Source organism: Streptococcus sp. 23.2 (assembly GCF_016648665.1).
GTDB lineage: Bacteria > Bacillota > Bacilli > Lactobacillales > Streptococcaceae > Streptococcus > Streptococcus salivarius_E.
Map to the genome: position 1 here is coordinate 25,196 of NZ_JACLQJ010000015.1, position 25,734 is coordinate 50,929.

Consider the following 25,734-nt stretch of genomic DNA (forward strand, 5'->3'; position numbering starts at 1 on the left):
TTTCTAGCTCAATTCAAAAAAGGAGAATACTATGTCAATTACAAAAACTAAAAACGGAACTTATCGCTTACGTATCTATGTCCCAGAAGAAGTCAAATCCTCATTGGGAATTAATAAAAAAGTGATTGAAAAACGTTTCAAACTAAGGAGTGAGGCTAAAAAATACGAACTTGAATTACAAAACAAGATTGATAAAATTTTAAGCGGAGAATCAACCTCATTGGAAACAAATGGCTCAATCCTCTTTTCCGATTTTTATCACAATGTTTGGTGGGAATCCTATAAAGCAGGTCAAACAACATCTACCACAAAACCACCTTCACAAGCTACTATTGACGGTACCGAAATTGTCTTTAGAAAACATATCCTACCCTTGCTTGGTAATTATTCCATTGATTTTCTCAATCAAAATAAACAGGTTATCTTGAATCTTTTAACACAAAAGGCAGAAGAATATGCAAACTTTAAAGTCATTAGAAGTTACGTTAATTCTATTTTTGATTGGGCTGAGGAATTGGAATATATCGAAACTAATCGTCTCTCTAAAACAATTAGCCGTATTAAGGCAACTAAAAAAATAAAACTACAAGAGAGTAAAAATGATGAAGATTTATATCTGTCACAATCAGAACTTCAAGCATGGTTCACCGCTTTTGAAGAAGATTTAGAAAACGACAAGCTACTATTCAAAGATTATGTGTTATTCTATACAACTTTTTTCTTAGGAGATAGGAAATCCGAAAGTTACGCTTTGCAATGGAAACACATTAACCTAAAGAAACAAGAAATTCAGTTAGTGAAAGCCTTGGACAAGTATAAAAATCCAAAATCAACTAAGGGAAATAAAAGGACAACTTTCCATATTCCTATTGAACTAACTGATTTACTCTGTGCTTGGAAAAAACAACAAAAATTGGAATTGGCAAAATTCAATATTATCCAATCTGATGAACAGTATGTTTTTACTTATATTGATACAAAAGGGAATGTTAATAGTCCCTTACACGCTGATTATCTTAATAATAAGATGAAGTCAGTCGAACGCCGTCATAAGGAACTAACACACGCCACACCTCATAAATTACGTCATACGGGTGCAACTCTTGCCAAACAATTTGGCACATCACTAGAGGACATTTCAGAAGCTCTAACGCATAGCGATACTCTCACAACTAAGACCTATGTCAACACTTCAAATGTCATACCAATGGCTGTTGGTGAAATTGCCTACCGTAACCTTAAAAAGTAATGGTGTGAATTTGGTGTGAAAAGTGGTGTGAATTTTGCCAAAAAAACATCAAAAAACACCCCATGGTGTGAACCATGAAGTGTTGATAAATGCTGTATTGTAGCCGTTTCTTAACGTTTTGAGAACTGGCTAGCTTTACGAGCTTTCTTAAGACCTGGTTTCTTACGCTCAACTTTACGTGAGTCACGTGTAAGAAGTCCTGCGCGTTTCAATGAATCGCGGAAGTCTGGATCTACTTGAAGAAGGGCACGAGCGATACCGTGACGGATAGCTCCTGATTGACCAGCGTATCCACCACCTACAACGTTAACGAAAACGTCGTATGAACCTACAGTTGAAGTAACTGCGAATGGTTGGTTGATGACCAAACGAAGGTCAGCGTGTGGGATGTACTCTTCAACATCTTTTTTGTTAACAGTGATTTTACCAGTTCCTGGAACAAGGCGAACGCGTGCAACAGCGTTTTTACGACGTCCAGTACCTGCATATTGTGCTTGTGACATACTTTATTGTTCCTTTCCTTAGATAAGTCCTGAAATATCAAGAACTTCTGGTTGTTGTGCAGCGTGAGTGTGCTCAGCTCCAACGAATACTTTCAATTTCATACCTTGAGCGCGGCCAAGAGTATTGTGTGGAAGCATACCTTTAACTGATTTCTCGATCAAACGAACTGCATTTTTAGAACGAAGTTCACCAGCAGAGATTGATTTCAATCCACCTGGGTACATTGAGTGAGTGTAGTAGATCTTATCAGTTGCTTTTTTACCAGTCAATTTAACTTTTTCAGCATTGATAACGATTACGAAGTCACCTGTATCAGTGTGTGGTGTGAAAGTTGGTTTGTTTTTTCCGCGAAGTACGCTAGCAACTACTGCAGAAAGACGTCCAAGTGGCACATCAGTTGCGTCAACGACATACCATTTACGTTCAACTTGGCCTGGTTTAGCCATAAATGTTGTTTTGTTCATGATTTCTCCTATATATAGTTCGATTTTTGTTTACGAGTGATGGGTGTTCCTTCCCATCGAAAAGTATTTGGAAGGTTCCGGGGCCTTTCAAATGGGGTAAACAATACCGTTTAACATAATATCAAAAAAACACGTCCAAGGCAAGTCATTTGGAGGTGTTTTTCTTTTATTTTTTGTATTTTTTAGTCTCTAATTTTATAAGGTGTAAGACTAGAAATCATACCTAATTAACCTCTAAGGGGGTACAAATTAATCCTCAGATTCCCAAAAAAGCTGGTCTAAAGTTTTGTCCAGAGTTTTGCAGATAGCAATACACAGATTTATAGTCGGGTTGTAGTCTCCCTTTTCAATAGCTGAGATAGTCTGACGAGAGACTCCTATAGCATCTGCCAACCCCTGTTGAGTGAGATCCTTTGCTACACGCGCTGACTTCATTTTTAAATTTTTCATTTAAAAAACCTACTCTTCGTCTTCCTGTTCTTCCAGACGGTTCTTCTTGATTCTTTTAATAATAACCCAGCAGTCACAAATAAGGGTCAAACCCAATGTCAAAAATGCTACACTACTCATAAGATTCTTCCCTATCTTAAACGACTGAAATAGACTTAAGAGGCCCATTAGCAATATAAAAATTCCCAAAAAACACATTACCCAGGAAATTATAAGCATCTTCTTCTCAAGTTTTTTGTCTAGCAACCATGGATGCCCATTACGTGATACGCTGTGAACTAATACTAGGCACATAGAACCAAAGAAAGTGATGATTAATAGTGACTGCACTAATTCGACGGAGTGTGTCTTACTAGCAACCATAATCGTTACAAACATACCAAGCATGGCTATCCAATAACCTCTAGCAGAAGATTCTCCGCTGATCAACTGAGCACGTTCATCCATCGTGCTAGCTACTTTTTTCTTTGACTTCTTCATTTTGTTTCCTCCATTTTCTAGATTCATTATAGCATTATTTTACGTTATGTCAAATATATCATTCATTTTGTATAGATTATCTTTTTATATTCTATTAATCTATCATTTCAGAAAACAAAAAATCAGATAGGAAATCCTATCTGACACTTTTCTATCTAGCTTCTTTACCAATCGTGAAGACGGCCAAGGTATCTGGTCCGACGTGGGTAGAGATGACTGGCCCAAGTGGCATAATGAGAACTTGCTCAATGCCGTCAACTGCTAACAAGTCCTGTTTTAGATTCTCCGCAGCTTCAATATCATTGGCATAAGCGACAATTGCTGTGCTATGTCCAATATCCTGAGTAGCTTGTAGGACCATTTCTTTAATAGCTTTTTTACGTCCACGAATCTTGGCCAGAGGAACCAACTTGCCTGAAGCGTCCAACCAAAGAAGGGGTTTGATATTAATCAAACTACCAATAATGGCTGAGCTCTTAGAAAGGCGACCCCCACGCATGAGATGGTAGAGATCATCAACTAAGAAATAGATCCGTAAACGTGGCAGAATGTCCTCAATCATGGCTTTCGTTTCAGATAAGCTCTTACCTTGATCACGAGCTGCTGCCGCCAAAATAGAAAGATAACCTTCCCCACCTGCTGCCGCCAGAGTATCTACAATCTCAATGATAGCTTCTGGGTATTCATCCAAAATCATGTCACGCGCCATAACAGCACTTTGATAAGTACCTGAAAGCACTGATGAGAAGGCAATATAGAGAAGAGCATCACCATTTTTAGCATGACGACGAAAAACCTCTTCAAATTGACCAACATTCACCTGGCTTGTGGTGGGCTGACTGCCTTCTTGCATACGTTCTAAGAGACGGTCACTCGTTAAACGGTTAGGACCAACGGTCTCATAGGCAATATCATCAAGCGTGATGGTCAAACCAACGAGCTCTACCTTATTCTCCTGAGCCCATTTTTCATCTAGATCTGCTGTGGAATCTGTCAAAATGTTAAATGTCATATGTCCCTCTATTCTATTTCATTTAAAAGGTCCTGTAATTTCCCTAATTGTGCATCGTCCCATGGACGTAGTTTTGGTGTCTTTAAGTCAATATGTGCCGACATCTTGTCTAAGTCAGACTTAACAGTATTGACACGCTCTTGCAACTCACGCGCCGAAACACGCAAAGCTCCTTGTGAAAAGATAGCCCACTGTTCATTTAAGTCACTAGTTGCTACTTCAACTAAATTTTGAACAGTATTCATCTCAGCCGCTGCGCGCTCAATATAGCTATCTGCTGTCTCATCTTCCTCAGTAAAAATAACACTGATACGATACTGATCATAACGCTGACGACTTCCTGGAACAAACTGGGCATCAAACACACAGATAATATCAATATGTTCAAAGTTAGCATAATGATTGAGCTTACGAAGCAATGTTTCACGAGCTTCATCAAGCTGATTGGTCTTAAAGAGTTGACGGGTTTCTTGCCAAAAGGCAATCATATTATAACCATCAACTAGAAGTATTCTTTTTTTCATAGTTACAATCGGTTTCGATAAACTTCATACATGAGAACTGCTGCTGCCACACTGGCATTAAGGCTCTGCACATGACCACTCATGGGTATAGTAATCATCTCATCCACTTGTTTCTTGATGTTAGCAGAGATTCCCTTACCTTCATTACCAATGATAAGGGCAACCTTTCCAGCTGTGTTCCATTTATGAGATGGGGTGCCATCCATATCCGTACCAAATACCCAGAAGCCTGCTTCTTTAAGCTTATCAAGAGTTTGGCTAAGATTGGTCACTCGGGCAATGGGAATATGCTCCACAGCCCCTGTTGATGTCTTGGCAACGACAGGTGTTACCCCCACAGCACGATGCTTAGGAATAATAACTCCTGTCACCTGAGTAGCATCAGCTGTACGTAGGATAGAACCAAAGTTATGAGGATCGTTGAGTCCATCTAAAATGAGGACTAGAGGATTCTCCTCTTGTTCAGCCTTATCCATAATAACTGAGAGCTCAGAATAAGCGAACTCTGACACACGAAGAACAAAACCTTGATGCACAGCTCCACCTGTCATATCAGACAAGGTTTTCTTAGGTGTCCAAGAGATGGAAACCTTCTTTTCAGCTGCCAAGGCCTTAATGGCATCAACATTTTTTCCTCGAAGATCATCTTGAATATAGAGTTTATTTCCAGTATTTGCTTCCAGACTCTCTGTTACGGCATGCACACCATAAACAATGTCTAGACTTAATTCTTTAGTTGTTTTCATAAGCTAATTCTATCATAAAAAAAGCCCTCTTACGAGGGCAAAGCATGTTAAATAAATGTAATTGCTGCTAGGTAAAGCACTAGAAGAACGAGAACAACAGTTGCAGCAGCCAAAGCTTGCTTACCAATTGTATCTGGATCTGAGATTGATTCTGCAATCCTTCTCGCAGCTTGAGTAATGGTTTTACCTGCTGCTTGGAAGATATCAATTGAACCTGTGCTTGTTGAACTATTTCCAGAAATCGCTGAAGACCAACCACTCAAAACCTCAGCAATTTGTTCTGCCAATTGCTGTGTTAGCGCTCTAGTTGTCTCAGCCAACTCATTGACAGCCGTAGCTTGTATATGATTGGCGGTCTCAGTATAGTTATTTGCACTGGTATTATAAGTAACCGGTACAGTCGTTGTTGTCGTTGATGAATACTGATTCCTACGGTAACTATCAGGTGTCACTGGACGCTCGCCTTCATTGAAGACGCTAAAAGTCTGTGTCAGGTAATGAATATTGTTATTCGTATCAATCAACTCAAAGGTCATTTTATGAATACCAGTCGTTTGCTCTGCCAAATGGTAGGCACTCAAACCAGCATTGACCTCATCCAGAGTTCCTTCAACAAAGTAGCTATGATGAATTTGTTTGCCATCAAGGACTAGATTAAGGCCCTTAATCTTCTTACCTTCCATCTTGTTAACATCAAAGTTGACGTTAAAGATTTCACCACGTGCTAAATAAAGAATATCTGTATTCCCTGTAACAGCAGGTTGATCTTCAAGAAGCGCTCCAGTACTGTCTCGTTTTGGAACAACGGTATATACTTCAGAAGTGATTGGAGTCGCTAAGATTTCTGAGATGAGTCCATCCGTAAAGGTTACCTCTGACGAATAGGTCAAACTCTCACTTTGCAACATAGAAACCACTTCAGAAGTTTTAAAGACCTCAGAAGTTGATGATGAATCTTTCCAGCCAACCGTAAGGACAGTTAAGCTATCTTCTGAATTATTATTTAACTGACTCGTTTCTGGAGCCGTAGATGCAAGAGAGCTAGCAGTGCTTGCAGACTCAGAAGCGACTTCAGAAGTTGCAATAGCTTGACTAGTAGGAGTCGCACTTACAGATGTCGTATGAGAATCCAGTGAAGAATACTCTGATTTTTCAATAACTGCATGTGTATTTCCAGCAAGTTCAGATGTATATAGGGTGCTTTCACTCTTATATATTGAAGCTACAGTTTGAGACTCTGCAGTCGCTGTAGCCTCACGAGACTTATCATAAGTAAGCACAATATTTGGTTTAGCTTGTTCAGAATCAGATGTCGGGTTTGCATCTCCTCGTTCAGATGCCGCTACTGATCGATCCTCACCAAAAGCCTGGGCACGAGCCTCTTCTGAATGAGGTGTCGTCGTAGAAACGCTAGTCTCCACGATATCAACTTGAGAATGTACCTCAAGAAGCCCCTCATCTGTCTCACTTGAAGAGACAACCATCAGTGACGTTGAGGTCACTACTGAACTTACTTGACTCGCTGGCTCTGCCTTAGCTCCTACTGAAGAAAAATCAGCCTGAGGAGCAACTGGAGCCGGTGCCTCACTATTAACATAATCTATTTTAGCTTCATCAGGTTTTACCTGAACTTCATCTGCTTTACCTGTTTGAAGCGTAAAGCTAGATAAAATCAAAGCAGCAAAAGTTGTATAGAAAACTTTTTTCTTAGCTATTTCCATTCACCTCCTCATTTTTTAGATGGCCTCATTTACTAATATTATAGACTTTTTTTTTACTTTCTGTCAAATTAGTTTTATTAAAAAACGCTATTATATCGGGGTTTTACACGTGTCAGACACCCCTTAACTTTCTCATTTTTAAGATGCTAAATATTAGTTTCATCTTAATTTTTCATTGTCAAGACGCTGAATTACTTTGATTTTCAAATAATCTAAATTTTGAAATTCCGGCTAACTGTTACAATTTTTATAGCCTTTAAATAACAAAAAATCCTGCTCTCGGCAGAATTTTTAGATTTCTTTTTCAACTTCGTCAATACACCAAGCAATCAGTTCCTCTAAGCGAGCGATATCCTCTGTCATATGAAGATAGCCCATGACTGCTTCGAAGCCTGTTGACATTTTATAGGTAATAACATCTGTATTTTTAGCCTTGGTATGGCTATTCGCATTACGCCCTCTTTTATAGATGTCTAGCTCTTTTTCAGTCAAAAGCTCTTGCTCTAGCATTTTTTCAATGAGACTAGCCTGGGCCTTAGCTGAAACATAGCGTGTAGCTAGACGGTGCAGTTGATTTGGCTTGGTCTGACCTTGAAAAATCAGGTGACGGCGAATGTACAAGGAATAAACAGCATCTCCCTCAAAGGCGAGAGCAATGCCGTTAATAAGGTTGACATCAAGATGTTTAGTCACGTGTCCACCTCACGCCCTCCTTGGTATCAAGAAGTTTGATACCTTGAGCAGCTAACTCATCACGAATGCGGTCTGCAGTCGCAAAGTCCTTGTTAGCACGCGCCGCTTGACGCTCTTCAATGAGTTTTTCGATATCTTCATCAAGGACTTCTTCTTCGAAAACAATACCGAAGACTTGGAGCATTTTTTCAAAAGCATCCTTAACGGTTTGATCATAATTGCCTGAATTAATCCATTTGGCCATGTCAAACAGAACAGTCACTCCGTTTGCCGTATTAAAGTCATCATCCATAGCTTCTTGGAAGGTGTCAAGATAAGTTTGCAACTCAGCTTGATTCACCTGTTCTGTCAACGGAAGACTGTGGGTATTTTTCAAATACTTAAGATTAACTTCAGCATCATGGATAGCTTTTTCTGTAAAGTTAATTGGTTTACGATACTGTTGTGTCGCTAGGAAGAAACGAAGCACTTGACCATCAACCGTTTGAAGCATATCGTGAACGGTCACGAAGTTACCCAAGGATTTTGACATTTTTTCATTATCCACATTGACAAAACCATTATGCATCCAGTAGTTAGCAAAGGTCTTGCCAGTTTTGGCTTCTGATTGGGCAATTTCATTGGTATGGTGTGGAAACTCAAGGTCTGCCCCTCCACCATGAATATCGATAGTATCTCCAAGGATTTCAGTCGCCATTACAGAACATTCGATGTGCCAACCAGGACGACCAGGTCCCCATGGGCTGTCCCAAGAAACTTCTCCCTCTTTGGCAGCTTTCCAAAGGGCAAAATCCAGAGGATTTTCCTTACGTTCTGTTTCAGCATCCGTACGTCCGCTTGCACCAATTTCAAGATCTTCCAAGGTCTTGTTAGCCAATTTAGCATAGTTGTTTGACTTAGCTACTCGGAAGTAAACATCACCTTCAGAGACATAGGCAAATCCTTTGTCAACCAAGGTCGACACGAATGCAATGATTTCATCCATATAGTTAATAACACGAGGATTTTGTGTCGCTGGTTTGATGCCAAGTTGTCCGGTATCTTCCATAAAGGCCGCGATAAACTTGTCCGACAATTCCTTAGTTGAAATACCAGCTTCATTAGCTGCCTTGATAATCTTATCATCTACATCCGTAAAGTTGGAAATATAGTTGACTGTATAGCCACAATACTCAAAATAACGACGAATAGTATCAAAAGCTACTGCTGAACGGGCATTTCCGATATGAATATAATTGTAAACTGTTGGTCCGCAGACATACATATTGACAACATTTTCTGTCAAAGGTACAAAATCACGGAGCGAACGCGTCATCGTATCATAAATTTTAATCACTTGAGATTCCTTTCAATTAACTGGAAACTATTTTTTATCCTTGATATGGTTTAGGTACAAACACAAGAGTATAACGAGAATGATAATCCAAATAGCCGCAACTAGCTGACCTTGAGCCAAGAGAGACATAGCTGAAAGAAAACTCCCAACTATATAGAAGACCAAAAAAGGATTTTCCTTAAAGAATTTTTTCATTACTCAAATCTCACTTGTGTCGTTGCTTAAAAACCAGACCGGCCCATAACAGAGCAATGCAAAACCATAAGGCGGCCATGCTATAGTCTGCTCTATGTAAAGCAATGTAAACAAGAGCAAGAGGACCCACAACCGTCAATCGAGTCACCTTTGAACTAAAGAGTTTCATCGTTTCCTTTCCTTATAGACGTGATGAGTGGAAGCTAGCTGCTTTTAGAAGGTCTTCTAGCTTTTCGCTATAGTATTCACGACCTTCTTCAATATCGTGGATAACTTCTTCATCCTTTTGACCATGAACACGCACAACCTTAGCAGGAACACCAACGACTGTAACATCTTCTGGGACATCTGCAACAACCACGGCTGCCGCCCCCACCTTAGCATTCTTTCCAATCTCAATAGGGCCTATGACCTGAGCATGGGCTGAAACTAGGGCACCCTCACGAACGGTTGGGTGACGTTTTCCGACATCTTTACCAGTACCACCTAAAGTGACACCGTGGTAAAGCATAGCCCCCTTCTCCACAACAGCTGTCTCACCAATAACAAGGCCAGAGCCATGGTCAATGAAGACACCTTCAGCAATCTGAGCCCCTGGGTGAATCTCAATCTGAGTCCAAAAGCGCCAAAACTGACTATGCATACGCGCTAAGAGTCGACAATGGTGGCGCCAGAGAAAATGTGAGATACGATGGGCAGCCAAGGCTTTTAATCCAGGGTAGGTTAAAAGAACCTCTAGACTCGTCCGAGCTGCTGGGTCATTTTTCTTTACTATATCAATACTTTCTTTCCACCAACCCATTTAGGTCACTCCTTACATCATTATTGTTATTATTGTTTGCTGTGGCCCTATTATTATTTAAAGTGGAAAGCTACCAACACTAGGTCTACTCGCTATCCCCTTCAAAATAAGACCAGTCGACTAACTCAGGCTGCTCATCAAACGGATTGATGACAATACCTTGAACCTTATCCAACTCATTTTCACCTGTTGAAGGCTGGTAAATTTCTGACAGTGGCCATTGCAAAATCGTCCCTTTAGCCTTACGGAAAGGTAGGCCAAAAGTCTCGTTACCGTACCATTTTGCAAAGCTCGTTAAGTTCGTAAACACAGGCACATAACTCTGTCCCTCTGCATTCGACATGGTCGCAAAGAGACGGTCATCCTGGCCATCTTCCTCTCGTTTGTGAATGAAGGCTGGAACAAGATAAATCTTATCTTTAGGATCTGCCTTTTGATTTTCCTCACCCAAAAGATTATTAAGGGTCTGAGTGAAATAGTTGATAAACTGGATGAGTTCACTGCTTGCAAAAAGAGTGGTATTCGAGAAGTCACCATCCTCTTTTAAATTGAAAGCAAGACCAAAAAGCTCTGCCTGAACAAGTTGTGTTAAAACATCTAAGCTCGAACGTTCTACCCAAGTCTGTTCTCGAGCACTCTCTTGAGTAGCTTGGAAAGATTGTAGGTCCTGTTCATTGGTGAAGACAGGAACAACCTTCTTTCCTTCCACTTCAACTGCGTAGAGGTCTTGGGCAGCCAAGACGGGAGTACGTTGTAGGTGATTAACCAAAGCCAGACTGGTCAAAAAGTGGTCTGGTTCCTTTAAAAATTCTCTTAGAGTTTCATCAAAAGCTTGCAATTCTTGATTTTCTGTCATTCTTCTGTGTGTTCTTTCGTTTCTGATTTATCAGGATTTTTCGGTGCTTCACCACTTTCATTATGGTGGCGTGGTTTATGATGAGAACGACGGCGATGTCGCTGCTCTCCTCCATTTTCCCCATCATCAAGTTTTTCAGGCTTAGGAAGCAAGGCCTTGATTGAGGCATCGATACGTCCTTTTTCATCGATTTTGATAATTTTAACAGTTACCGTACCCCCAACTTTAACCACATCTTCGACATGCTCAGTACGTTCCCAAGCTAGTTCTGAGATATGGATGAGAGCATCTGTCTTATTGAAAAGGTGGACAAAGGCACCGAACTTTTCAATACGCACAACGGGTACAGTGTAAACTTCACCAACCTTAGCTTCACGTACAAGATCGGAGATGATAGCTTTAGCACGGATAATAGCATCCTGATCGCTAGAGAAAATCTGAACAAGACCTTCTTCATCGATATCAATAGTGACACCAGTTTCAGCGATAATCTTGTCAATAGTTTCGCCACCTTTACCGATGACAACCTTGATTTTGTCAACAGGAATCTGAATACTATCAATCTTAGGCGCTGTTGGTGCCAATTCTGGACGTGGCTCAGCGATTGCTGACTCAATAACATCAAGAATTTCAAAACGAGCTACCTTTGCCTGAGCCAAAGCCTCTTCGAGAATGGCCGGTGTAATACCCGAAATCTTAATATCCATCTGAAGAGCTGTAATTCCTTGACGTGTACCAGCTACCTTAAAGTCCATATCTCCAAAATGATCTTCCAAACCTTGAATATCAGTTAGGACAGTGTAGTTAGTACCATCTGAGATAAGTCCCATGGCAATACCTGCAACAGGTGCCTTAATCGGTACACCTCCAGCCATAAGCGCCAAGGTTCCTGCACAAATAGAAGCTTGTGAGGAAGAACCATTTGACTCCAAGACTTCTGCTACCAAACGGATAGCATAAGGGAACTCTTCAATACTTGGAAGAACCTGAGCAAGGGCACGTTCACCCAAGGCTCCGTGACCAATTTCACGTCGACCTGGTGCACCGTAACGCCCTGTTTCACCCACTGAATACTGAGGAAAATTATAGTGGTGAAGGAAACGCTTCTTATACTCTGGATCCAAACCATCAACAAGCTGTGTATCACTCATAGGTGCCAAAGTCAAAACTGACAAGGCTTGAGTTTGACCACGTGTAAAGAGACCTGAACCATGAACCTTAGGAAGAAAGTCAATCTCTGCGTCCAAAGGACGGATTTCATCCACACGACGGCCATCTGGACGAACCTTATCCTCGGTAATGAGACGGCGCACTTCAGCATGTTCCATCTGCTCAAGGATTTCTGCCACATCACGCAGAATAGTTTCCTTATCCTCATCTTCCGCAAAGCGTTCCTGATAAGAAGCGAGGACCTCTTCTTTTACAGCCTGGGTTGCTGCTTCACGCGCCAGTTTTTCTTCCACCTGAACAGCCTTAGCTAACTGATCATAATAAGCTGTTTCGATTTCGACTTTCAAATCAGCATCAACTTGTAGAAGTTCAACCTCAGCCTTTTCCTTACCAACAGCTGCAACGATATAATTTTGGAAATCAACCAACTCTTGAATGGCCTCATGCCCCTTCAAGAGTGCTTGCAACATAATATCCTCAGACAATTCCTGGGCACCTGACTCTACCATATTGATAGCTTCCTTGGTACCTGCCACTGTCAAATCTAAAAGTGAAACTTCCTTATCCGCTGCACTTGGATTGATGATGAAATCTTCTGCAGCATAGGCTACTTGAACCCCAGCAATTGGACCATTGAAAGGAATATCAGAGATAGAAAGAGCTAAAGAACTCCCAAACATAGCCGCCATCGGAGCACTAGCATTCTCATCATAAGAGAGAACCGTGTTAATGACCTGAACTTCGTTACGAAAGCCCTCCGCAAACATAGGACGAATAGGACGATCAATGAGGCGAGCAGTCAACGTGGCATCTGTTGAAGGGCGACCCTCACGCTTGTTAAAGCCCCCCGGGAACTTGCCAGCTGCATACATTTTTTCCTCATAATTAACCTGTAAAGGAAAGAAATCTGCCGTTGCCATCTTTTTAGACATAACAGCTGTTGATAATACCGTTGTATCTCCATAACGCACGACGACAGCACCATTAGCCTGCTTGGCTACCTGCCCAACTTCAACGACAAGCGGGCGTCCTGCAAAGGTCATCTCAAAAGTTTGTTTAGCCATGTTTGATCCCTCTTTTTATCCATGACCAGCCCTTACAAAAACGAACCGGTCAACTTTATGTCATTCATTTGATATAACTTTCATTTTACCATAATATAGTCAAAAATGGCAGAGCTCCGGCATAAGTTAGCACCCAAGTCTCCCTTTCTCTCAGATATTTAAGTCGTTTTGTGATATAATAAACACTTATGAGAGACAAAGGAATGACTATGAAAAAATTACAACACATCATTATGATTGCCTTAATCTTACTAGGCCTAGTAACACCTGCTCTAGCACAAGAACAGACAGATGACTTCAATGTTTCCGCTAAACATGCGATTGCTGTCGAAGCAACTACAGGGAAAGTCCTCTATGAAAAGGACGCCACTACTCCTGACGGTGTGGCTTCAATGACTAAAATCCTAACAGCCTACATGGTCTATAAAGCAGTTGACCAAGGAAAAATTACCTGGGACACTGACGTCGATATCTCAGACTATCCTTTCAACTTAACCGTTGATTCAGAAGTTTCAAATGTCCCACTAGATTCCCGAAAATACACTGTTAAACAGCTCCTAGATGCCACCCTCATTTCCAGCGCTAACAGTACTGCTATTGCTCTAGCTGAAAAAATCTCAGGATCAGAGAGTGCATTTGTTGACACTATGACAGCCCAACTTAAAGAGTGGGGCATTACAGATGCTAAATTATACAACGCTTCAGGACTAAATAATAAATACCTAGGCGATAACCGCTATCCTGGCTCTAAAGCAGATGACGAAAATACTATGAGTGCTCTAGATGTTGCCATTATTGCAGACCACCTCATCAAAGACTATCCTCAGGTACTTGAAATCACCAAGCAAACCGAAACTGATTTCGAAGGTGACAACAAATTAACGACGCACAACTACATGTTAGAAGGTCAAGACAACTACCGTGAAGGCGTTGATGGACTCAAGACTGGAACAACTGAACTTGCAGGGGCTTCCTTCGTAGCCCACTCCAATGAAAATGGCATGAGCTTGATTACCGTTGTTATGAATGCGGATAATGGCGGAGAAGATGAAGCTGCCAGATTCACAGCCACAAATGAGTTGCTAGATTATGTGACACAAAACTGGGAAATCAAAACCCTCAACACCAAAGGACAAATCGTCAAGAAAAATGATATCAAGGTGGCTGACGGAGATAGCCAAACCATCTCTGCTAAACTCGAGTCAGACCTTACGGTCGTTCAAAAAATAAATAGTAAAAATGATGCTGTTAAAATCAAAGCAAAAACCATAACGGCACCTATCAAAAAAGGGGATACTATCGGAACTGCAACTTTTGATGATAAGGATCTCGTAGGGACAGGTTACATCTCTGAGCCACCTCAAGTTTCTGTAACAGCCAACCAATCTATCAAGAAAAGTTTCTTCTTAAAAGTTTGGTGGAATCATATCGTTAATTTCTTTACAGGAAACAAGTAAACACAAAACTACCTTTTAGCTATCAAAAGGTAGTTTTATCTTGCCTTCAAAATTGGTCTTGTAAGTAAAAGCCCCTTCTCAACACCTTAAGTTCCTCTCAAAATGTGGTATAATAAATATCCAAAACACATGAAGGAACAAACCATGAAAAAACTGATTACGCTTATGATGACCTTCTTACTCTGTCTGGGAAGCGTAGCCCCTGCTTTTGCAGCAGATAAGAAAAAAGGATATGATGTCGCAGCCAAACATGCCATCGCTGTCGAAGCGACTACTGGCAAAATTTTATACGAAAAAGATGCCACTACCTCTACAGGGATTGGCTCTATTACCAAGCTCCTAACGGCCTACATGGTGTATAAAGCGGTAGATCAGGGAGACCTCAAATGGAATAGCAAAGTTGAGATTTCTGACTATCCCTTTGAACTAACTGTCAGTGCCGGAGTATCCAATATTCCACTAGATGCCCGCAAATACACTGTCAAACAACTTCTTGACGCAACTCTTATTTCCAGTGCCAACAGTGCATCTATTGCTCTAGCCGAGGAAATCGGAGGAACCGAAAGTAAGTTTGTCGACATGATGAAAGCCCAACTTAAAGATTGGGGTATCACTGATGCCAAGATTGTCAATGCCTCTGGTCTCAATAATTCTTACTTAGGTGACAATATCTATCCAGGCTCTAAATCAGACGAAGAAAATACCATGAGTGCTAAAGATGTTGCTATCATTGCACAACACGTGGTGAAAGAATATCCTGAAATTCTCGACATCACTAAAAAAACTGAGGCTGACTTTGATGGTGTCAACAAACTTAAAACCTTCAACTATATGCTCAAGGGACAACCTAGTTATCGTAAAGGAGTGGATGGCCTAAAAACGGGAACCACTGATTTAGCCGGTGCTTCCTTCGTGGCCCACTCAAATGAAAGTGGCATGAGCATTATCACAGTCATTATGAATGCTGATAATACCGACACCGACGACTATGCCCGTTTCACTGCAACTAACGACCTGCTTAATTACGTAGTCTATCACTGGGAAAGCAAGACCATTGCCAAGAAAAGACAAGCCATCGGTAAAAGTCAAGCCCATGTTATTGATGGTAAATCTAAGCAAGTCACTGCCGTCGCTAAGTCTGACTTTAATATCATCCAAAAAATAGATGCTAACAATAGTAAACATATTAAAGTTACTACAAATCAAGTCCAAGCCCCTGTCAACTCAAGTGACAAGGTTGGAACTGCTACCTTTGAAGATAAGTCACTTGTAGGAGAAGGTTACTTGCCTAACCAAGGTATGCCTAGCATGGAACTGGTTGCTGGTAAAGAAGTTAAGAAAAGCTTCTTCCTCAAGGTCTGGTGGAATCACTTTGTCAACTTTGTCAACGAAAAACTCTAATCATTACAGTCGAGCTTTGCTCGGCTTTTTCTTTTACCCCATCTTTACAGAAAGATTGACTCTACCTTGACTCCTATTGACACAAAAAAGACAGACTACACCTGTAATATGTCTTTTTGTTTGATTTTTACACTACTGTAAAGGTTAATTTATCTTTCGAGCAGCCGATTTTAAGAGTTTGTCCACTAACTACTTGGCCACCTAGTAAGAGCTCAGATAACTTGTCCTCCACTTGAGTTTGAATCGTACGACGTAATGGACGAGCACCCATCTCAACATCATAACCATCTTTAGCTAAATGCTTAAGGGCAGCTGGTTGGAATTTCAAGTCAATCCCTTTTTCAGCCAAAGCTGATACCAACGGTTTCACCATAATCTTAACAATCTCACGAAGTTGCTCTTCCTCTAGACTATGGAAGACAACCTTCTCATCAATACGGTTGATAAACTCTGGGCGGTAGGCCTTCTTAAGTTCTTCCATGATACGTGACTGCATAGCTTGGTGATTATGAGAAATGTCTTGGGCACCAAAACCAACGGTCTTATCATCACGAAGAGCAGTCGCTCCCAAGTTCGAAGTCATAATGATAATGGTATTTGAGAAGTCAACTTTACGACCTCGACTATCCGTCAAGACACCATCATCCAAAACCTGTAAGAGGATGTTGAAAATGTCTGGGTGAGCCTTTTCCACCTCGTCAAAGAGGAGAACTGAGTAAGGCTTATTGCGAACTTTCTCTGTTAATTCACCACCCTCATCATATCCAACATAACCTGGAGGAGCACCGTTAAGTCGGCTAGCCGCAAATTTTTCCATGTATTCTGACATGTCAAAGCGAAGCAAAGCTGACTCATCATCAAAGAGAACTTCCGCCAAAGCCTTGGCCAATTCTGTCTTACCAACACCAGTAGGTCCAAGGAACATAAAGGAACCAATTGGACGTTTTCCAGTACGAATACCTGACTGGTTACGACGAATAGCACGACTAATGGCTGAAACTGCTTCATCTTGACCAATAACACGTTTGTGAAGCTCTGCTTCCAGATTCAAGTAACGCTTGCTATCTGCCTGAGTCATCTTCTCAACAGGAATACCTGATAGACGACTAAGGGTTTGCATAATCTGATCTGCATCTACCAAGGCAGGTTTGGGTAATTTTGCTTTTTGGCTAGCTTTATATTGTTTAACAGCAGCCTTCATATCACCAGATAGAAGTGCTTCATCCAAAGGCGTTATCTCACGTTTGGCTTCTTTTTTGATACGACCTTGAACAGTTGCACTCGCTTCATCTAAAAGATCAATGGCAGAGTCAGGTAAGTTTTTACTTGTCAAATAACGGTGGGCCGCCTTGACCGCTGTCTCAACTGCCTCATCAGTAATCGTTACACGATGATAGTCTTCATAAGACGACCGTAGGCCTTTTAGAATATCAATCGCCTCAGGTACACTTGGCTCCTCAATTGTAATTTTAGCAAAACGGCGAGAAAGAGCTGCATCTTTTTCAATATGCTTCTGGTACTCAGCTTGAGTAGTTGCTCCAACCATATGAAGGGTTCCACGTGCTAGAGCGGGTTTCAAAATATTCGCCGCATCTAAGGTACTATCAATACCTGAACCAGAACCGATAATCGTATGCAATTCGTCAATAAAGAGAATGATTTTTCCATCAGCTTCAATCTCATCAATGATCTGATTCATACGTTCTTCGAAATCGCCACGGAAACGTGTTCCTGCAACCACACTCATCATATCAAGCTCTAAGATACGCATATCAGCCAACTCAAAAGGTACTTCGCCTGAAGCAATACGCTGTGCTAAGCCAAGCGCAAGTGCCGTCTTACCAACACCTGCTTCACCCACAAGAACTGGGTTATTCTTCGTTTTACGACTCAAAACCTGAATCATGCGTGAAATTTCTTTCTCACGTCCAATAACAGGATCAAGAGCACCTGATTCGGCTACTGCCGTTAAGTCTTTGGTATAATCTGACAGTTCCCCAGTAGAAGATTGAGGAGGCTGCATCATATTAGCAAAATTTCCTGATGCCTTTGATTTTTTAGGCTTACGAAGGTCATGAATGGCCTTCAAATCTTGCTTACTAAGACCTGCGTAACGCTCCAAAGAACGTCGTAAATCGATAATACGAGGCTTATCGCTGTCATCCTTATATTGAAAACCAGCAACTTCAAGGAGACGACAAACCATCAAATCCTTATGAAGAAGGAAGGCCATCAATACATGTTCAGACCCTACCTCTACAGCACCAGTCACACTAGCAATTCCCTCTGCCTCTTGCAACATAGCCTCTAAAGCATGTGACTGTGCACGTAAATCGATAATATCTGATTCAGACAAGTCTTTTGGACTTTTCTCCATCGCTAGTACAGCAGCGGTCTCAATCTCTTCCGCACGAATACGGTCCTCAAAATCAGTAAATGTTAGGTAGGCTACAGATCCTGGAACCTCAACCATAGCCAGAAGCACATGCCAAGTCTCCAAGAAAGGACTTCCAAAACGCTCTGCCTCTAGCTGAGCACGATGGAAAATGGCCTGCATTTTTCTTGAATATGTCGTCATCTAATTTCCTTTTCTATCCAATCTAAGTAATAGCGAGCGCAGAATACGCGAACGAATAGCGGCCGCATCTTCGCCTAAAACATCATCACTAGCAGTTGCTAAAATCAAATTTCCCTCACGTTCAGTGATGATTTTTTCATCAAAAAGCAACTGAATCAAGTCTGTAAATACCTGCTCGCTGAGCTGATCTGCCAAGTTCTGAAGCAAATCATTAATCATGTGGTGCTTGTCGGAGAATCTGACCTTGACGATACGAATATAACCGCCACCTCCACGTTTACTCTCAACAATATAACCACGACTTTCTGTAAAACGAGTCTTAATAACATAGTTAATCTGACTCGGTACAACTTGAAAAGTATCTGCTAAGTTCGAGCGTTGAATCTCAGCAATTCCAGACTGGCCCAGCAATTCTTTAATATATTCTTCTATACTATCTGATGTATTTCTTGCCATCTTAATTCCTCCAGTCTAATTTGACTATAACTGACTATTATTATACCAAAAATGTCAGCTCATGGGAAACTATACCTTCAAAAAGCTTTTTAAAGTTGTCATTAAAGACCATATAAGATACAATAAATAAGACTGAAATATTAGGTAACTTAAGGTGTTTGATTCAAATTTTCTATCCACTTTAACAGGCTGAGACCCACCTAATCCAACAAGTACTTTTTAGCACTTTCGCAGTAGTATTAGTCTTATCACTCTCGATAAAGCTCATATCTCTTATTTATTTCCCTATGAAAGGTTACTCATGAAATACATCATTGCACTCTTAATCTCTATGATTCCTTTAGTTGAGCTCCGTGGAGCCGTACCTGTTGCTATCGCCTCAGGTATTCCTTGGTGGCAAGCCCTAATTCTTTGTGTCATTGGGAACATGATTCCAGTTCCAATTATCTTTTTCTTCGCCCGCCATGTTCTCGAATGGGGGGCAGACAAACCTCTGATTGGTGGCTTCTTTACCTGGTGTCTTAAAAAAGGTCACAGTGGTGGCCAAAAACTTGAAAAAGCTGCCGGAGATAAGGGTGTCTTCTGGGCCCTTCTACTTTTTGTGGGAATCCCGCTTCCAGGAACAGGAGCTTGGACTGGTACCCTAGCAGCATCTATCCTAGATTGGGACTTTAAACGTAGTGTTATTGCTGTTATGCTTGGGGTTATCCTTGCAGGTATCATCATGGGAACACTCTCTCTTCTACTTGGTGTAAATACCTTCGCTCATTAATTACTTTTTCAACGTCTGGGGCATACTCAGACGTTTTTTAATAGCAACAAAAAAAGAAGCTACGATTCATTCACGTAACTTCTTTTCTTTTTATCTAGCAACTAGAATTAGTTGTTAAGAGCTGCTGCCATTGTAGCTGCAACTTCTGATTCAAAGTCGTTAGATGCTTTTTCGATACCTTCACCAACTTCAAAGCGAACGAATTCTACTACTGAAGCGTTTACTGATTCAAGGTAAGCTTCAACTGTTTTGCTGTCGTCCATGATGTAAACTTGAGCAAGAAGTGTGTATGCTTGGTCAACTTTAGTGTTGTCAAGCAAGAAGCGGTCCATTTTACCTGGGATGATTTTATCCCAGATTTTTTCTGGTTTACCTTCAGCAGCCAACTCAGCTTTGATATCTTCTTCAGCTTGAGCAAGAACAGCATCAGTCAATTGAGCTTTAGAACCATATTTAAGGTGTGGAAGAGCTGGTTTGTTAACCATAGCACGGCTTTCGTTATCTTGATCGATAGCGTGGTTAAGTTGTGCCAATTCATCTTTAACAAATTGTTCGTCCAATTCAGTGTATGAAAGAACAGTTGGTTTCATCGCTGCGATGTGCATTGAGATTTGTTTTGCAAGAGCATCATCTCCACCTTCGATAACTGAAACAACACCGATACGTCCACCGTTGTGTTGGTAAGCTCCGAAGTGTTGTGCATCAGTTTTCTCAACAACTGCAAAACGACGGAATGAAATCTTTTCACCGATAGTAGCTGTAGCAGTTACGTATGCAGCTTCAAGAGTTTCACCTGAAGGCATAGTCAATGCAAGTGCTTCTTCGTTGTTAGCTGGTTTACCTTCAGCAATTACTTTAGCTGTTTCGTTTACCAACTCAACGAATTGAGCGTTCTTCGCAACGAAGTCAGTTTCAGCATTAACTTCAACAACTGCTGCAACGTTACCGTTAACGTAAACACCAGTCAAACCTTCAGCTGCAACACGGTCAGCTTTCTTAGCTGCTTTAGCCATACCTTTTTCGCGAAGCAATTCAATCGCTTTTTCGATATCACCTTCAACTTCAACCAATGCTTTTTTAGCGTCCATGACACCAGCACCAGATTTTTCACGCAATTCTTTAACAAGTTTAGCTGTAATTTCTGCCATTTTGTTTTTCTCCAAATTTATTTTATCAAACTAAGGGGCAGGGCTGAGCCCCGCCCCTTAGGTGTTTGTCGTATCTTTAGTAGGCATCGAGCCCTAACCAATCTTAAAGATTAGTTGTTGTCACCTTCGACAACTTCAACGATTTCTTCGATTGAATCAGCTGCAGCTGCTTCTTGGAAATCTGCAGAAGCATCTTCACCTTGGTTACCTTCGATGATAGCATCAGCCATTTTTGAAGTGATCAATTTAACGGCACGGATAGCGTCATCGTTAGCTGGGATGATTACATCGATCTCATCTGGATCAGCGTTTGTATCAACCATCGCTACAACTGGGATACCAAGTTTTTTAGCTTCTTTAACAGCGATTTGTTCTTTGTGTGGGTCAACGATGTAGATTACATCTGGAATGCGAGGCATATCTTCGATACCACCCAAGAATTTTTCAAGACGTGCACGTTGTTTGTTAAGAAGTGCAACTTCTTTCTTAGGAAGAACTTCGAAAGTTCCATCAGCTTCCATTTGTTTGATTTCTTTCAAACGAGCGATACGTTTTTGGATAGTATCCCAGTTTGTAAGAGTACCACCCAACCAACGGTGGTTGATGTAGTATTGACCAGCACGAGTTGCTTCTTCAGCTACTGCTTCAGCTGCTTGTTTTTTAGTACCAACGAACAAGATTACTGCATCGTTAGCTGCTGCTTCACGAACGAATTCGTAAGCTGTATCAGCCATTTTTACAGTTTGTTGCAAGTCGATAACGTGGATCCCGTTACGTTCTGTGAAGATGTACTTAGCCATCTTAGGATTCCAGCGACGAGTTTGGTGACCGAAGTGAACACCAGCCTCAAGAAGTTGTTTCATTGAAATTACTGCCATGAGTATTTCTCCTTAAAAATTGTTTTTTCCTCTTCTAAGCTTTAGACTTGCAGTCCCACCCTGCGGCAACAAGACCACAATCGGCTTAGAATGAGTATTTGTCACTTTACGCAACTATAGTAGTTTATCAAAAAAAGTGACATTTGACAAGCTCTAAAATCAGTCTGACCATTAGAAAAAATTCACCCGTATTAAAATTGCAATCGTTTTCTTTGAGGTTGATAAGTATTTTGTTTATAATTAGGCTATCAAAAATAGAGGAGGACATTATTTTGTCATTAGTCGGAAAAGAAATTATTGAATTTTCAGCACAAGCTTACCACAACGGGGAATTCATTACTGTTACAGATGAAGATATTAAGGGAAAATGGGCTGTTTTCTGCTTCTACCCTGCAGATTTTTCATTTGTCTGCCCAACTGAACTCGGTGACCTTCAAGAACAATATGAAGCTCTTAAATCTCTTGGTGTAGAGGTTTACTCTGTCTCTACTGACACTCACTTTGTTCACAAAGCTTGGCATGATGACTCAGATGTTGTTGGAACTATTACTTATCCTATGATTGGAGATCCTTCACACCACATCTCACAAGGCTTTGATGTTCTTGGGCAAGATGGTCTCGCACAACGTGGTACATTCATCATTGATCCAGATGGCGTTATCCAAATGATGGAAATTAACGCTGACGGTATCGGACGGGATGCAAGCACTCTTATTGATAAAGTCCGTGCTGCTCAATATATTCGCCAACATCCAGGTGAAGTTTGTCCAGCCAAATGGAAAGAAGGAGCTGAAACACTTACTCCTAGCTTAGATCTTGTAGGTAAAATTTAACAACCAGGGGGTATCCATGGTCTTAGATAAAGAAATCAAGACGCAATTAGCACAATATTTAAATTTACTAGAATCTGATATTGTATTACAAACGGATTTAGGGGATGACGATAATTCTCGAAAAGTAAAAGAATTTCTAGACGAGATTGCCGCTATGTCTGACCGTATTAGTCTTGAATCAACACATTTAAAACGTCAACCTAGTTTTGGTATTACACAAAAAGGGCAAAAAAGTCGTGTTATTTTCTCAGGCTTACCAATGGGCCACGAATTCACATCTTTCATTTTAGCTCTCTTGCAAGTTTCTGGTCGTCCACCTAAAGTTGATAAGGACACTATCGAACGTATCAAGAAGATTGATAAAACCATCGATTTAGAGACTTATGTTTCATTAACATGTCACAATTGTCCAGACGTTGTTCAAGCCTTTAATATAATGGCTGTTTTGAACCCAAATATCACTCACACCATGATTGAAGGTGGGATGTATCAGGATGAGGTCAAAGCTAAAGGTATCATGTCTGTTCCTACGGTTTACAAAGACCAAGAAGAATTTACATCTGGTCGTGCAACCATTGAACAGCTTGTAGAAAAATTGGACGGACCACTTGATGCTGATGCTTTCGCTGATAAAGGTGTCTATGATGTTTTGGTTATTGGTGGTGGCCCTGCTGGAAACAGTGCGGCCATCTATGCTGCCCGTAAAGGTTTAAAAACTGGTCTTTTAGCAGAAACCTTTGGTGGACAAGTTATCGAGACAGTCGGCATTGAGAACATGATTGGTACGCTATATACAGAAGGTCCTAAGTTAATGGCCCAAGTTGAAGAGCATACGAAATCTTATGATGTTGATATCATCAAAAGTCAATTAGCTACTGGCATCGAAAAGAAAGAACTTATTGAAGTGACACTGGCTAACGGTGCCGTTTTAAAATCCAAAACTGCCATCCTGGCTCTCGGAGCCAAATGGCGTAATATCAACGTTCCTGGCGAGGAAGAATTCCGCAATAAAGGTGTTACTTACTGCCCACACTGTGATGGTCCACTATTTGAAGGGAAGAATGTTGCAGTTATCGGTGGTGGTAACTCAGGTTTGGAAGCGGCTTTAGATTTAGCTGGCATTACTAAACATGTTACGGTCTTAGAGTTCTTACCTGAATTAAAGGCAGATCAAGTCTTACAAGAACGAGCTGCTAAAACTGATAATCTAACCATTCTTAAGAACGTTGCAACCAAAGAAATTGTTGGTCAAGATCATGTAACTGGTTTGAATTACGTTGAGCGTGATACAAACGAAGAAAAACATCTTGATCTTGAAGGTGTCTTTGTTCAAATTGGTCTTGTACCAAATACTGCTTGGCTCAAAGATAGTGGTATTGAACTCAATGAGCGCCAAGAAATTATCGTTGATAAATTTGGTTCAACAAATATCCCTGGTATTTTTGCTGCAGGTGACTGTACAGATAGTGCCTACAAGCAAATCATTATCTCCATGGGGTCTGGTGCTACAGCTGCTATCGGAGCATTTGATTACTTGATTAGACAATAATCAACACTTGCGTGTTAGTAATCTATCTTCAACAGTTATAATTAATATGAAGAGGTTGAATGTCTTTCAACCTCTTTATGTTTCTTGTAAATAGGCAGTTTGAATAATCAACCAGTCAATTTGATGAAAGAGACTTGACGAATCTTTTTTTTTTCGATAGAATGGTATCTGTTATGGCGGTATAGCCAAGTGGTAAGGCACGGCTCTGCAAAAGCTTGATCGTCGGTTCAAATCCGTCTACCGCCTTCATAATACGAAGACACCTTAGGGTGTCTTTTTTTCATTATTGCATATAAAAATACCCGAAGCTAGAAACCTCGGGTATTCATTATTCTTATTTAATCGCTTCAATCAAAGCTTCCGCTTGATTCTGAAGGCTTTCAAGAACTTCTTCAGTTGCTAGGAATTTCCCATCTGCCCAGGCTGTATCATTTACACGTGTCGCTGTAAAATCACCAACCACTTGGGTACGGATAAATGGTAACAAGTCTTTGTAGGCATCAAAAAGTTGATTGTGACCACCATTAGCAACTGATGACACGGTTACAATCTTATCTTGAAGAGCTGATGGCCCTGAAGGATCTGATAGGTCAAGGGCACGGCTCAACCAGTCAAGCAAATTTTTCACTGGCCCAGGAATTGAGAAATTATAAACCGGTGAGAAAATCCAAATTGCGTCTGCTGCCAAGACCTGTTCTCGAACTTCTGCCAAAACTGGAAGAACTGGACTTTCTAAATCCTGATTAAAAACAGGTACTTGACTATAGTCAAGATAAGAAACATTAGCTTTACCAGCTAACATTTTCTCAGCTTCTTCTGCTAATTGGTGGTTAAATGATCCCTTGCGAAGAGATCCAACGATAAATAAAATGTTTTTCATGATACGTTTCCTTTGTATTTCTAATAATTGATTTTTACTACTACATAGTAATATATATAATTCCATTAGAAATATAAAGAAATATGCTCAGACATTCTTAAATTTTTTCAGGAGCTCTACCAACTGTGCCTGCTCTTCAGGTGTCAGAACGGAAAAAGTCTCCTCAATAGCTCGTTGATGTGGCGGGATTGCTGCTTGAATAATACGACGGCCCTCATCCGTCAAATCAACCTCGAAAGCACGCTTATCTGTTTGGCAGGCTTCTCGCGTCAACCAACCTTTTTTCTCCATATTTTTAATGACGACAGTCATATTCCCGGAGGTGGCAAGCATGCAGTCAATTAATTCGCCAATTTTCATACGTCCTTTAGCATTAAGCACGTCCATGACTCCAAATTGAGTTGGTGTCAAATTAAATTCTTTAAAGGTCTCAGAAACCTTGGCATCGATGGTACGAAAAGCCTTACGCATAACTACCATACTTTTTACAGCCATGTTTTTATCTAAGTCACTCAT

The 25,734-nt window shown here is 40.8% G+C and carries 25 protein-coding genes and 1 tRNA gene; 7 read left to right on the top strand and 19 right to left on the bottom strand.

The window, feature by feature from the left end; translation table 11 throughout:
* Window positions 1-31 precede the first annotated feature (31 nt).
* Window positions 32-1,249 (top strand): tyrosine-type recombinase/integrase, encoded by a 1,218-nt coding sequence (locus H7T98_RS08235; RefSeq protein WP_045768738.1) that lies wholly within the window; start codon window positions 32-34, stop codon window positions 1,247-1,249.
* A 110-nt stretch (window positions 1,250-1,359) separates the two neighbouring features.
* Here H7T98_RS08235 and rpsI read toward each other — a convergent pair whose 3' ends face one another.
* The 13 genes from rpsI to pnp all read right to left on the bottom strand — a co-directional run bounded on the left by rpsI (window position 1,360) and on the right by pnp (window position 13,266).
* Window positions 1,360-1,752 (bottom strand): 30S ribosomal protein S9, encoded by a 393-nt coding sequence (rpsI, locus tag H7T98_RS08240; RefSeq protein WP_000075973.1) that lies wholly within the window; start codon window positions 1,750-1,752, stop codon window positions 1,360-1,362.
* A gap of 18 nt (window positions 1,753-1,770) precedes the next feature.
* Window positions 1,771-2,217 carry a 50S ribosomal protein L13 gene (gene rplM, locus H7T98_RS08245; RefSeq protein WP_201061654.1) on the bottom strand — a complete coding sequence of 149 codons (447 nt, stop codon included), beginning with the start codon at window positions 2,215-2,217 and terminating at the stop codon, window positions 1,771-1,773.
* Window positions 2,218-2,466: 249 nt separating this feature from the next.
* Window positions 2,467-2,667: a helix-turn-helix transcriptional regulator gene (locus tag H7T98_RS08250; RefSeq protein ID WP_002886373.1), complete on the bottom strand. Its 201-nt coding sequence runs from the start codon at window positions 2,665-2,667 to the stop codon at window positions 2,467-2,469.
* 9 nt (window positions 2,668-2,676) lie between these two features.
* A complete protein-coding gene (locus tag H7T98_RS08255) occupies window positions 2,677-3,174 on the bottom strand; it encodes a hypothetical protein (protein ID WP_260319155.1) in 498 nt (165 codons plus the stop codon).
* Window positions 3,175-3,298: 124 nt separating this feature from the next.
* Window positions 3,299-4,159 carry a DegV family protein gene (locus H7T98_RS08260; RefSeq protein WP_201061656.1) on the bottom strand — a complete coding sequence of 287 codons (861 nt, stop codon included), beginning with the start codon at window positions 4,157-4,159 and terminating at the stop codon, window positions 3,299-3,301.
* Window positions 4,160-4,167: 8 nt separating this feature from the next.
* Window positions 4,168-4,683 carry an NYN domain-containing protein gene (locus tag H7T98_RS08265; protein WP_060973211.1) on the bottom strand — a complete coding sequence of 172 codons (516 nt, stop codon included), beginning with the start codon at window positions 4,681-4,683 and terminating at the stop codon, window positions 4,168-4,170.
* Between the two features lie 2 nt (window positions 4,684-4,685).
* Window positions 4,686-5,429 (bottom strand): 23S rRNA (guanosine(2251)-2'-O)-methyltransferase RlmB, encoded by a 744-nt coding sequence (gene rlmB / locus H7T98_RS08270; protein ID WP_004182149.1) that lies wholly within the window; start codon window positions 5,427-5,429, stop codon window positions 4,686-4,688.
* A gap of 47 nt (window positions 5,430-5,476) precedes the next feature.
* Window positions 5,477-7,150, bottom strand: a complete 1,674-nt coding sequence (locus H7T98_RS08275; protein ID WP_201061658.1) for a hypothetical protein — start codon at window positions 7,148-7,150, stop codon at window positions 5,477-5,479.
* A gap of 291 nt (window positions 7,151-7,441) precedes the next feature.
* On the bottom strand, window positions 7,442-7,843 hold the full coding sequence (locus tag H7T98_RS08280; protein ID WP_002886359.1) for a Mini-ribonuclease 3: 402 nt from the start codon (window positions 7,841-7,843) through the stop codon (window positions 7,442-7,444).
* Complete coding sequence (gene cysS, locus H7T98_RS08285) at window positions 7,836-9,179, bottom strand: cysteine--tRNA ligase (RefSeq protein WP_014633787.1); 1,344 nt, start codon at window positions 9,177-9,179, stop codon at window positions 7,836-7,838. The genes H7T98_RS08280 and cysS overlap by 8 nt, the downstream gene beginning before the upstream one ends.
* A gap of 376 nt (window positions 9,180-9,555) precedes the next feature.
* The gene (gene cysE / locus H7T98_RS08290) at window positions 9,556-10,176 is read right to left on the bottom strand and encodes a serine O-acetyltransferase (RefSeq protein ID WP_002886354.1); all 621 of its coding nucleotides are present in this window, start codon (window positions 10,174-10,176) and stop codon (window positions 9,556-9,558) included.
* A gap of 85 nt (window positions 10,177-10,261) precedes the next feature.
* Window positions 10,262-11,032 carry an SseB family protein gene (locus H7T98_RS08295; protein WP_070439733.1) on the bottom strand — a complete coding sequence of 257 codons (771 nt, stop codon included), beginning with the start codon at window positions 11,030-11,032 and terminating at the stop codon, window positions 10,262-10,264.
* Window positions 11,029-13,266 carry a polyribonucleotide nucleotidyltransferase gene (gene pnp, locus H7T98_RS08300; protein WP_070439734.1) on the bottom strand — a complete coding sequence of 746 codons (2,238 nt, stop codon included), beginning with the start codon at window positions 13,264-13,266 and terminating at the stop codon, window positions 11,029-11,031. The genes H7T98_RS08295 and pnp overlap by 4 nt, the downstream gene beginning before the upstream one ends.
* Before the next feature lie 209 nt (window positions 13,267-13,475).
* On the opposite strand from pnp, the gene pbp3 (H7T98_RS08305) reads away from it, so the two are divergent.
* Together pbp3 (H7T98_RS08305) and pbp3 (H7T98_RS08310) are read left to right on the top strand one after the other, a co-directional pair.
* Window positions 13,476-14,723, top strand: coding sequence for a D-alanyl-D-alanine carboxypeptidase PBP3 (gene pbp3, locus H7T98_RS08305; RefSeq protein WP_022496762.1), 1,248 nt, complete (start codon window positions 13,476-13,478; stop codon window positions 14,721-14,723).
* A 144-nt stretch (window positions 14,724-14,867) separates the two neighbouring features.
* Window positions 14,868-16,124 carry a D-alanyl-D-alanine carboxypeptidase PBP3 gene (pbp3, locus tag H7T98_RS08310; protein WP_201061660.1) on the top strand — a complete coding sequence of 419 codons (1,257 nt, stop codon included), beginning with the start codon at window positions 14,868-14,870 and terminating at the stop codon, window positions 16,122-16,124.
* 127 nt (window positions 16,125-16,251) lie between these two features.
* Here pbp3 (H7T98_RS08310) and H7T98_RS08315 read toward each other — a convergent pair whose 3' ends face one another.
* Window positions 16,252-18,702 carry an ATP-dependent Clp protease ATP-binding subunit gene (locus tag H7T98_RS08315; RefSeq protein ID WP_070439736.1) on the bottom strand — a complete coding sequence of 817 codons (2,451 nt, stop codon included), beginning with the start codon at window positions 18,700-18,702 and terminating at the stop codon, window positions 16,252-16,254.
* Window positions 18,703-19,158, bottom strand: a complete 456-nt coding sequence (locus tag H7T98_RS08320; protein ID WP_014633783.1) for a CtsR family transcriptional regulator — start codon at window positions 19,156-19,158, stop codon at window positions 18,703-18,705.
* Window positions 19,159-19,459: 301 nt separating this feature from the next.
* Between H7T98_RS08320 and H7T98_RS08325 the strand changes: the two genes are divergently transcribed.
* Window positions 19,460-19,930 carry a COG2426 family protein gene (locus H7T98_RS08325; protein WP_070439737.1) on the top strand — a complete coding sequence of 157 codons (471 nt, stop codon included), beginning with the start codon at window positions 19,460-19,462 and terminating at the stop codon, window positions 19,928-19,930.
* Between the two features lie 107 nt (window positions 19,931-20,037).
* On the opposite strand, the gene tsf is transcribed toward H7T98_RS08325, so the two are convergent.
* Entirely contained in the window at window positions 20,038-21,078 is a 1,041-nt protein-coding gene (gene tsf, locus H7T98_RS08330; RefSeq protein ID WP_002886343.1) for a translation elongation factor Ts, read from the bottom strand.
* 110 nt (window positions 21,079-21,188) lie between these two features.
* A complete protein-coding gene (gene rpsB, locus H7T98_RS08335; protein ID WP_002886342.1) occupies window positions 21,189-21,956 on the bottom strand; it encodes a 30S ribosomal protein S2 in 768 nt (255 codons plus the stop codon).
* A gap of 272 nt (window positions 21,957-22,228) precedes the next feature.
* Between rpsB and ahpC the strand changes: the two genes are divergently transcribed.
* The 3 genes from ahpC (at window position 22,229) to H7T98_RS08350 (ending at window position 24,584) form a co-directional block, all read left to right on the top strand.
* Window positions 22,229-22,789, top strand: coding sequence for an alkyl hydroperoxide reductase subunit C (gene ahpC, locus H7T98_RS08340; RefSeq protein WP_022496765.1), 561 nt, complete (start codon window positions 22,229-22,231; stop codon window positions 22,787-22,789).
* Between the two features lie 16 nt (window positions 22,790-22,805).
* Complete coding sequence (gene ahpF / locus H7T98_RS08345) at window positions 22,806-24,338, top strand: alkyl hydroperoxide reductase subunit F (RefSeq protein ID WP_175057361.1); 1,533 nt, start codon at window positions 22,806-22,808, stop codon at window positions 24,336-24,338.
* A gap of 175 nt (window positions 24,339-24,513) precedes the next feature.
* Window positions 24,514-24,584, top strand: a tRNA-Cys gene (locus tag H7T98_RS08350).
* 88 nt (window positions 24,585-24,672) lie between these two features.
* On the opposite strand, the gene H7T98_RS08355 is transcribed toward H7T98_RS08350, so the two are convergent.
* The gene (locus H7T98_RS08355) at window positions 24,673-25,218 is read right to left on the bottom strand and encodes an NAD(P)H-dependent oxidoreductase (protein ID WP_022496767.1); all 546 of its coding nucleotides are present in this window, start codon (window positions 25,216-25,218) and stop codon (window positions 24,673-24,675) included.
* 87 nt (window positions 25,219-25,305) lie between these two features.
* Window positions 25,306-25,734: a MarR family winged helix-turn-helix transcriptional regulator gene (locus H7T98_RS08360; protein ID WP_022496768.1), complete on the bottom strand. Its 429-nt coding sequence runs from the start codon at window positions 25,732-25,734 to the stop codon at window positions 25,306-25,308.

Excerpts from the sequence above, each read along its gene's own strand:
- H7T98_RS08235 (WP_045768738.1), top strand. The coding sequence starts at position 32 with ATGTCAATTACAAAAACTAAAAACGGAACTTATCGCTTACGTATCTAT.
- rpsI (WP_000075973.1), bottom strand. The coding sequence starts at position 1,752 with ATGTCACAAGCACAATATGCAGGTACTGGACGTCGTAAAAACGCTGTT.
- rplM (WP_201061654.1), bottom strand. The coding sequence starts at position 2,217 with ATGAACAAAACAACATTTATGGCTAAACCAGGCCAAGTTGAACGTAAA.
- H7T98_RS08250 (WP_002886373.1), bottom strand. The coding sequence starts at position 2,667 with ATGAAAAATTTAAAAATGAAGTCAGCGCGTGTAGCAAAGGATCTCACT.
- H7T98_RS08255 (WP_260319155.1), bottom strand. The coding sequence starts at position 3,174 with ATGAATCTAGAAAATGGAGGAAACAAAATGAAGAAGTCAAAGAAAAAA.
- H7T98_RS08260 (WP_201061656.1), bottom strand. The coding sequence starts at position 4,159 with ATGACATTTAACATTTTGACAGATTCCACAGCAGATCTAGATGAAAAA.
- H7T98_RS08265 (WP_060973211.1), bottom strand. The coding sequence starts at position 4,683 with ATGAAAAAAAGAATACTTCTAGTTGATGGTTATAATATGATTGCCTTT.
- rlmB (WP_004182149.1), bottom strand. The coding sequence starts at position 5,429 with ATGAAAACAACTAAAGAATTAAGTCTAGACATTGTTTATGGTGTGCAT.
- H7T98_RS08275 (WP_201061658.1), bottom strand. The coding sequence starts at position 7,150 with ATGGAAATAGCTAAGAAAAAAGTTTTCTATACAACTTTTGCTGCTTTG.
- cysE (WP_002886354.1), bottom strand. The coding sequence starts at position 10,176 with ATGGGTTGGTGGAAAGAAAGTATTGATATAGTAAAGAAAAATGACCCA.
- H7T98_RS08295 (WP_070439733.1), bottom strand. The coding sequence starts at position 11,032 with ATGACAGAAAATCAAGAATTGCAAGCTTTTGATGAAACTCTAAGAGAA.
- pnp (WP_070439734.1), bottom strand. The coding sequence starts at position 13,266 with ATGGCTAAACAAACTTTTGAGATGACCTTTGCAGGACGCCCGCTTGTC.
- pbp3 (WP_022496762.1), top strand. The coding sequence starts at position 13,476 with ATGAAAAAATTACAACACATCATTATGATTGCCTTAATCTTACTAGGC.
- pbp3 (WP_201061660.1), top strand. The coding sequence starts at position 14,868 with ATGAAAAAACTGATTACGCTTATGATGACCTTCTTACTCTGTCTGGGA.
- H7T98_RS08315 (WP_070439736.1), bottom strand. The coding sequence starts at position 18,702 with ATGACGACATATTCAAGAAAAATGCAGGCCATTTTCCATCGTGCTCAG.
- H7T98_RS08320 (WP_014633783.1), bottom strand. The coding sequence starts at position 19,158 with ATGGCAAGAAATACATCAGATAGTATAGAAGAATATATTAAAGAATTG.
- H7T98_RS08325 (WP_070439737.1), top strand. The coding sequence starts at position 19,460 with ATGAAATACATCATTGCACTCTTAATCTCTATGATTCCTTTAGTTGAG.
- tsf (WP_002886343.1), bottom strand. The coding sequence starts at position 21,078 with ATGGCAGAAATTACAGCTAAACTTGTTAAAGAATTGCGTGAAAAATCT.
- rpsB (WP_002886342.1), bottom strand. The coding sequence starts at position 21,956 with ATGGCAGTAATTTCAATGAAACAACTTCTTGAGGCTGGTGTTCACTTC.
- ahpF (WP_175057361.1), top strand. The coding sequence starts at position 22,806 with ATGGTCTTAGATAAAGAAATCAAGACGCAATTAGCACAATATTTAAAT.
- H7T98_RS08355 (WP_022496767.1), bottom strand. The coding sequence starts at position 25,218 with ATGAAAAACATTTTATTTATCGTTGGATCTCTTCGCAAGGGATCATTT.
- H7T98_RS08360 (WP_022496768.1), bottom strand. The coding sequence starts at position 25,734 with ATGAGTGACTTAGATAAAAACATGGCTGTAAAAAGTATGGTAGTTATG.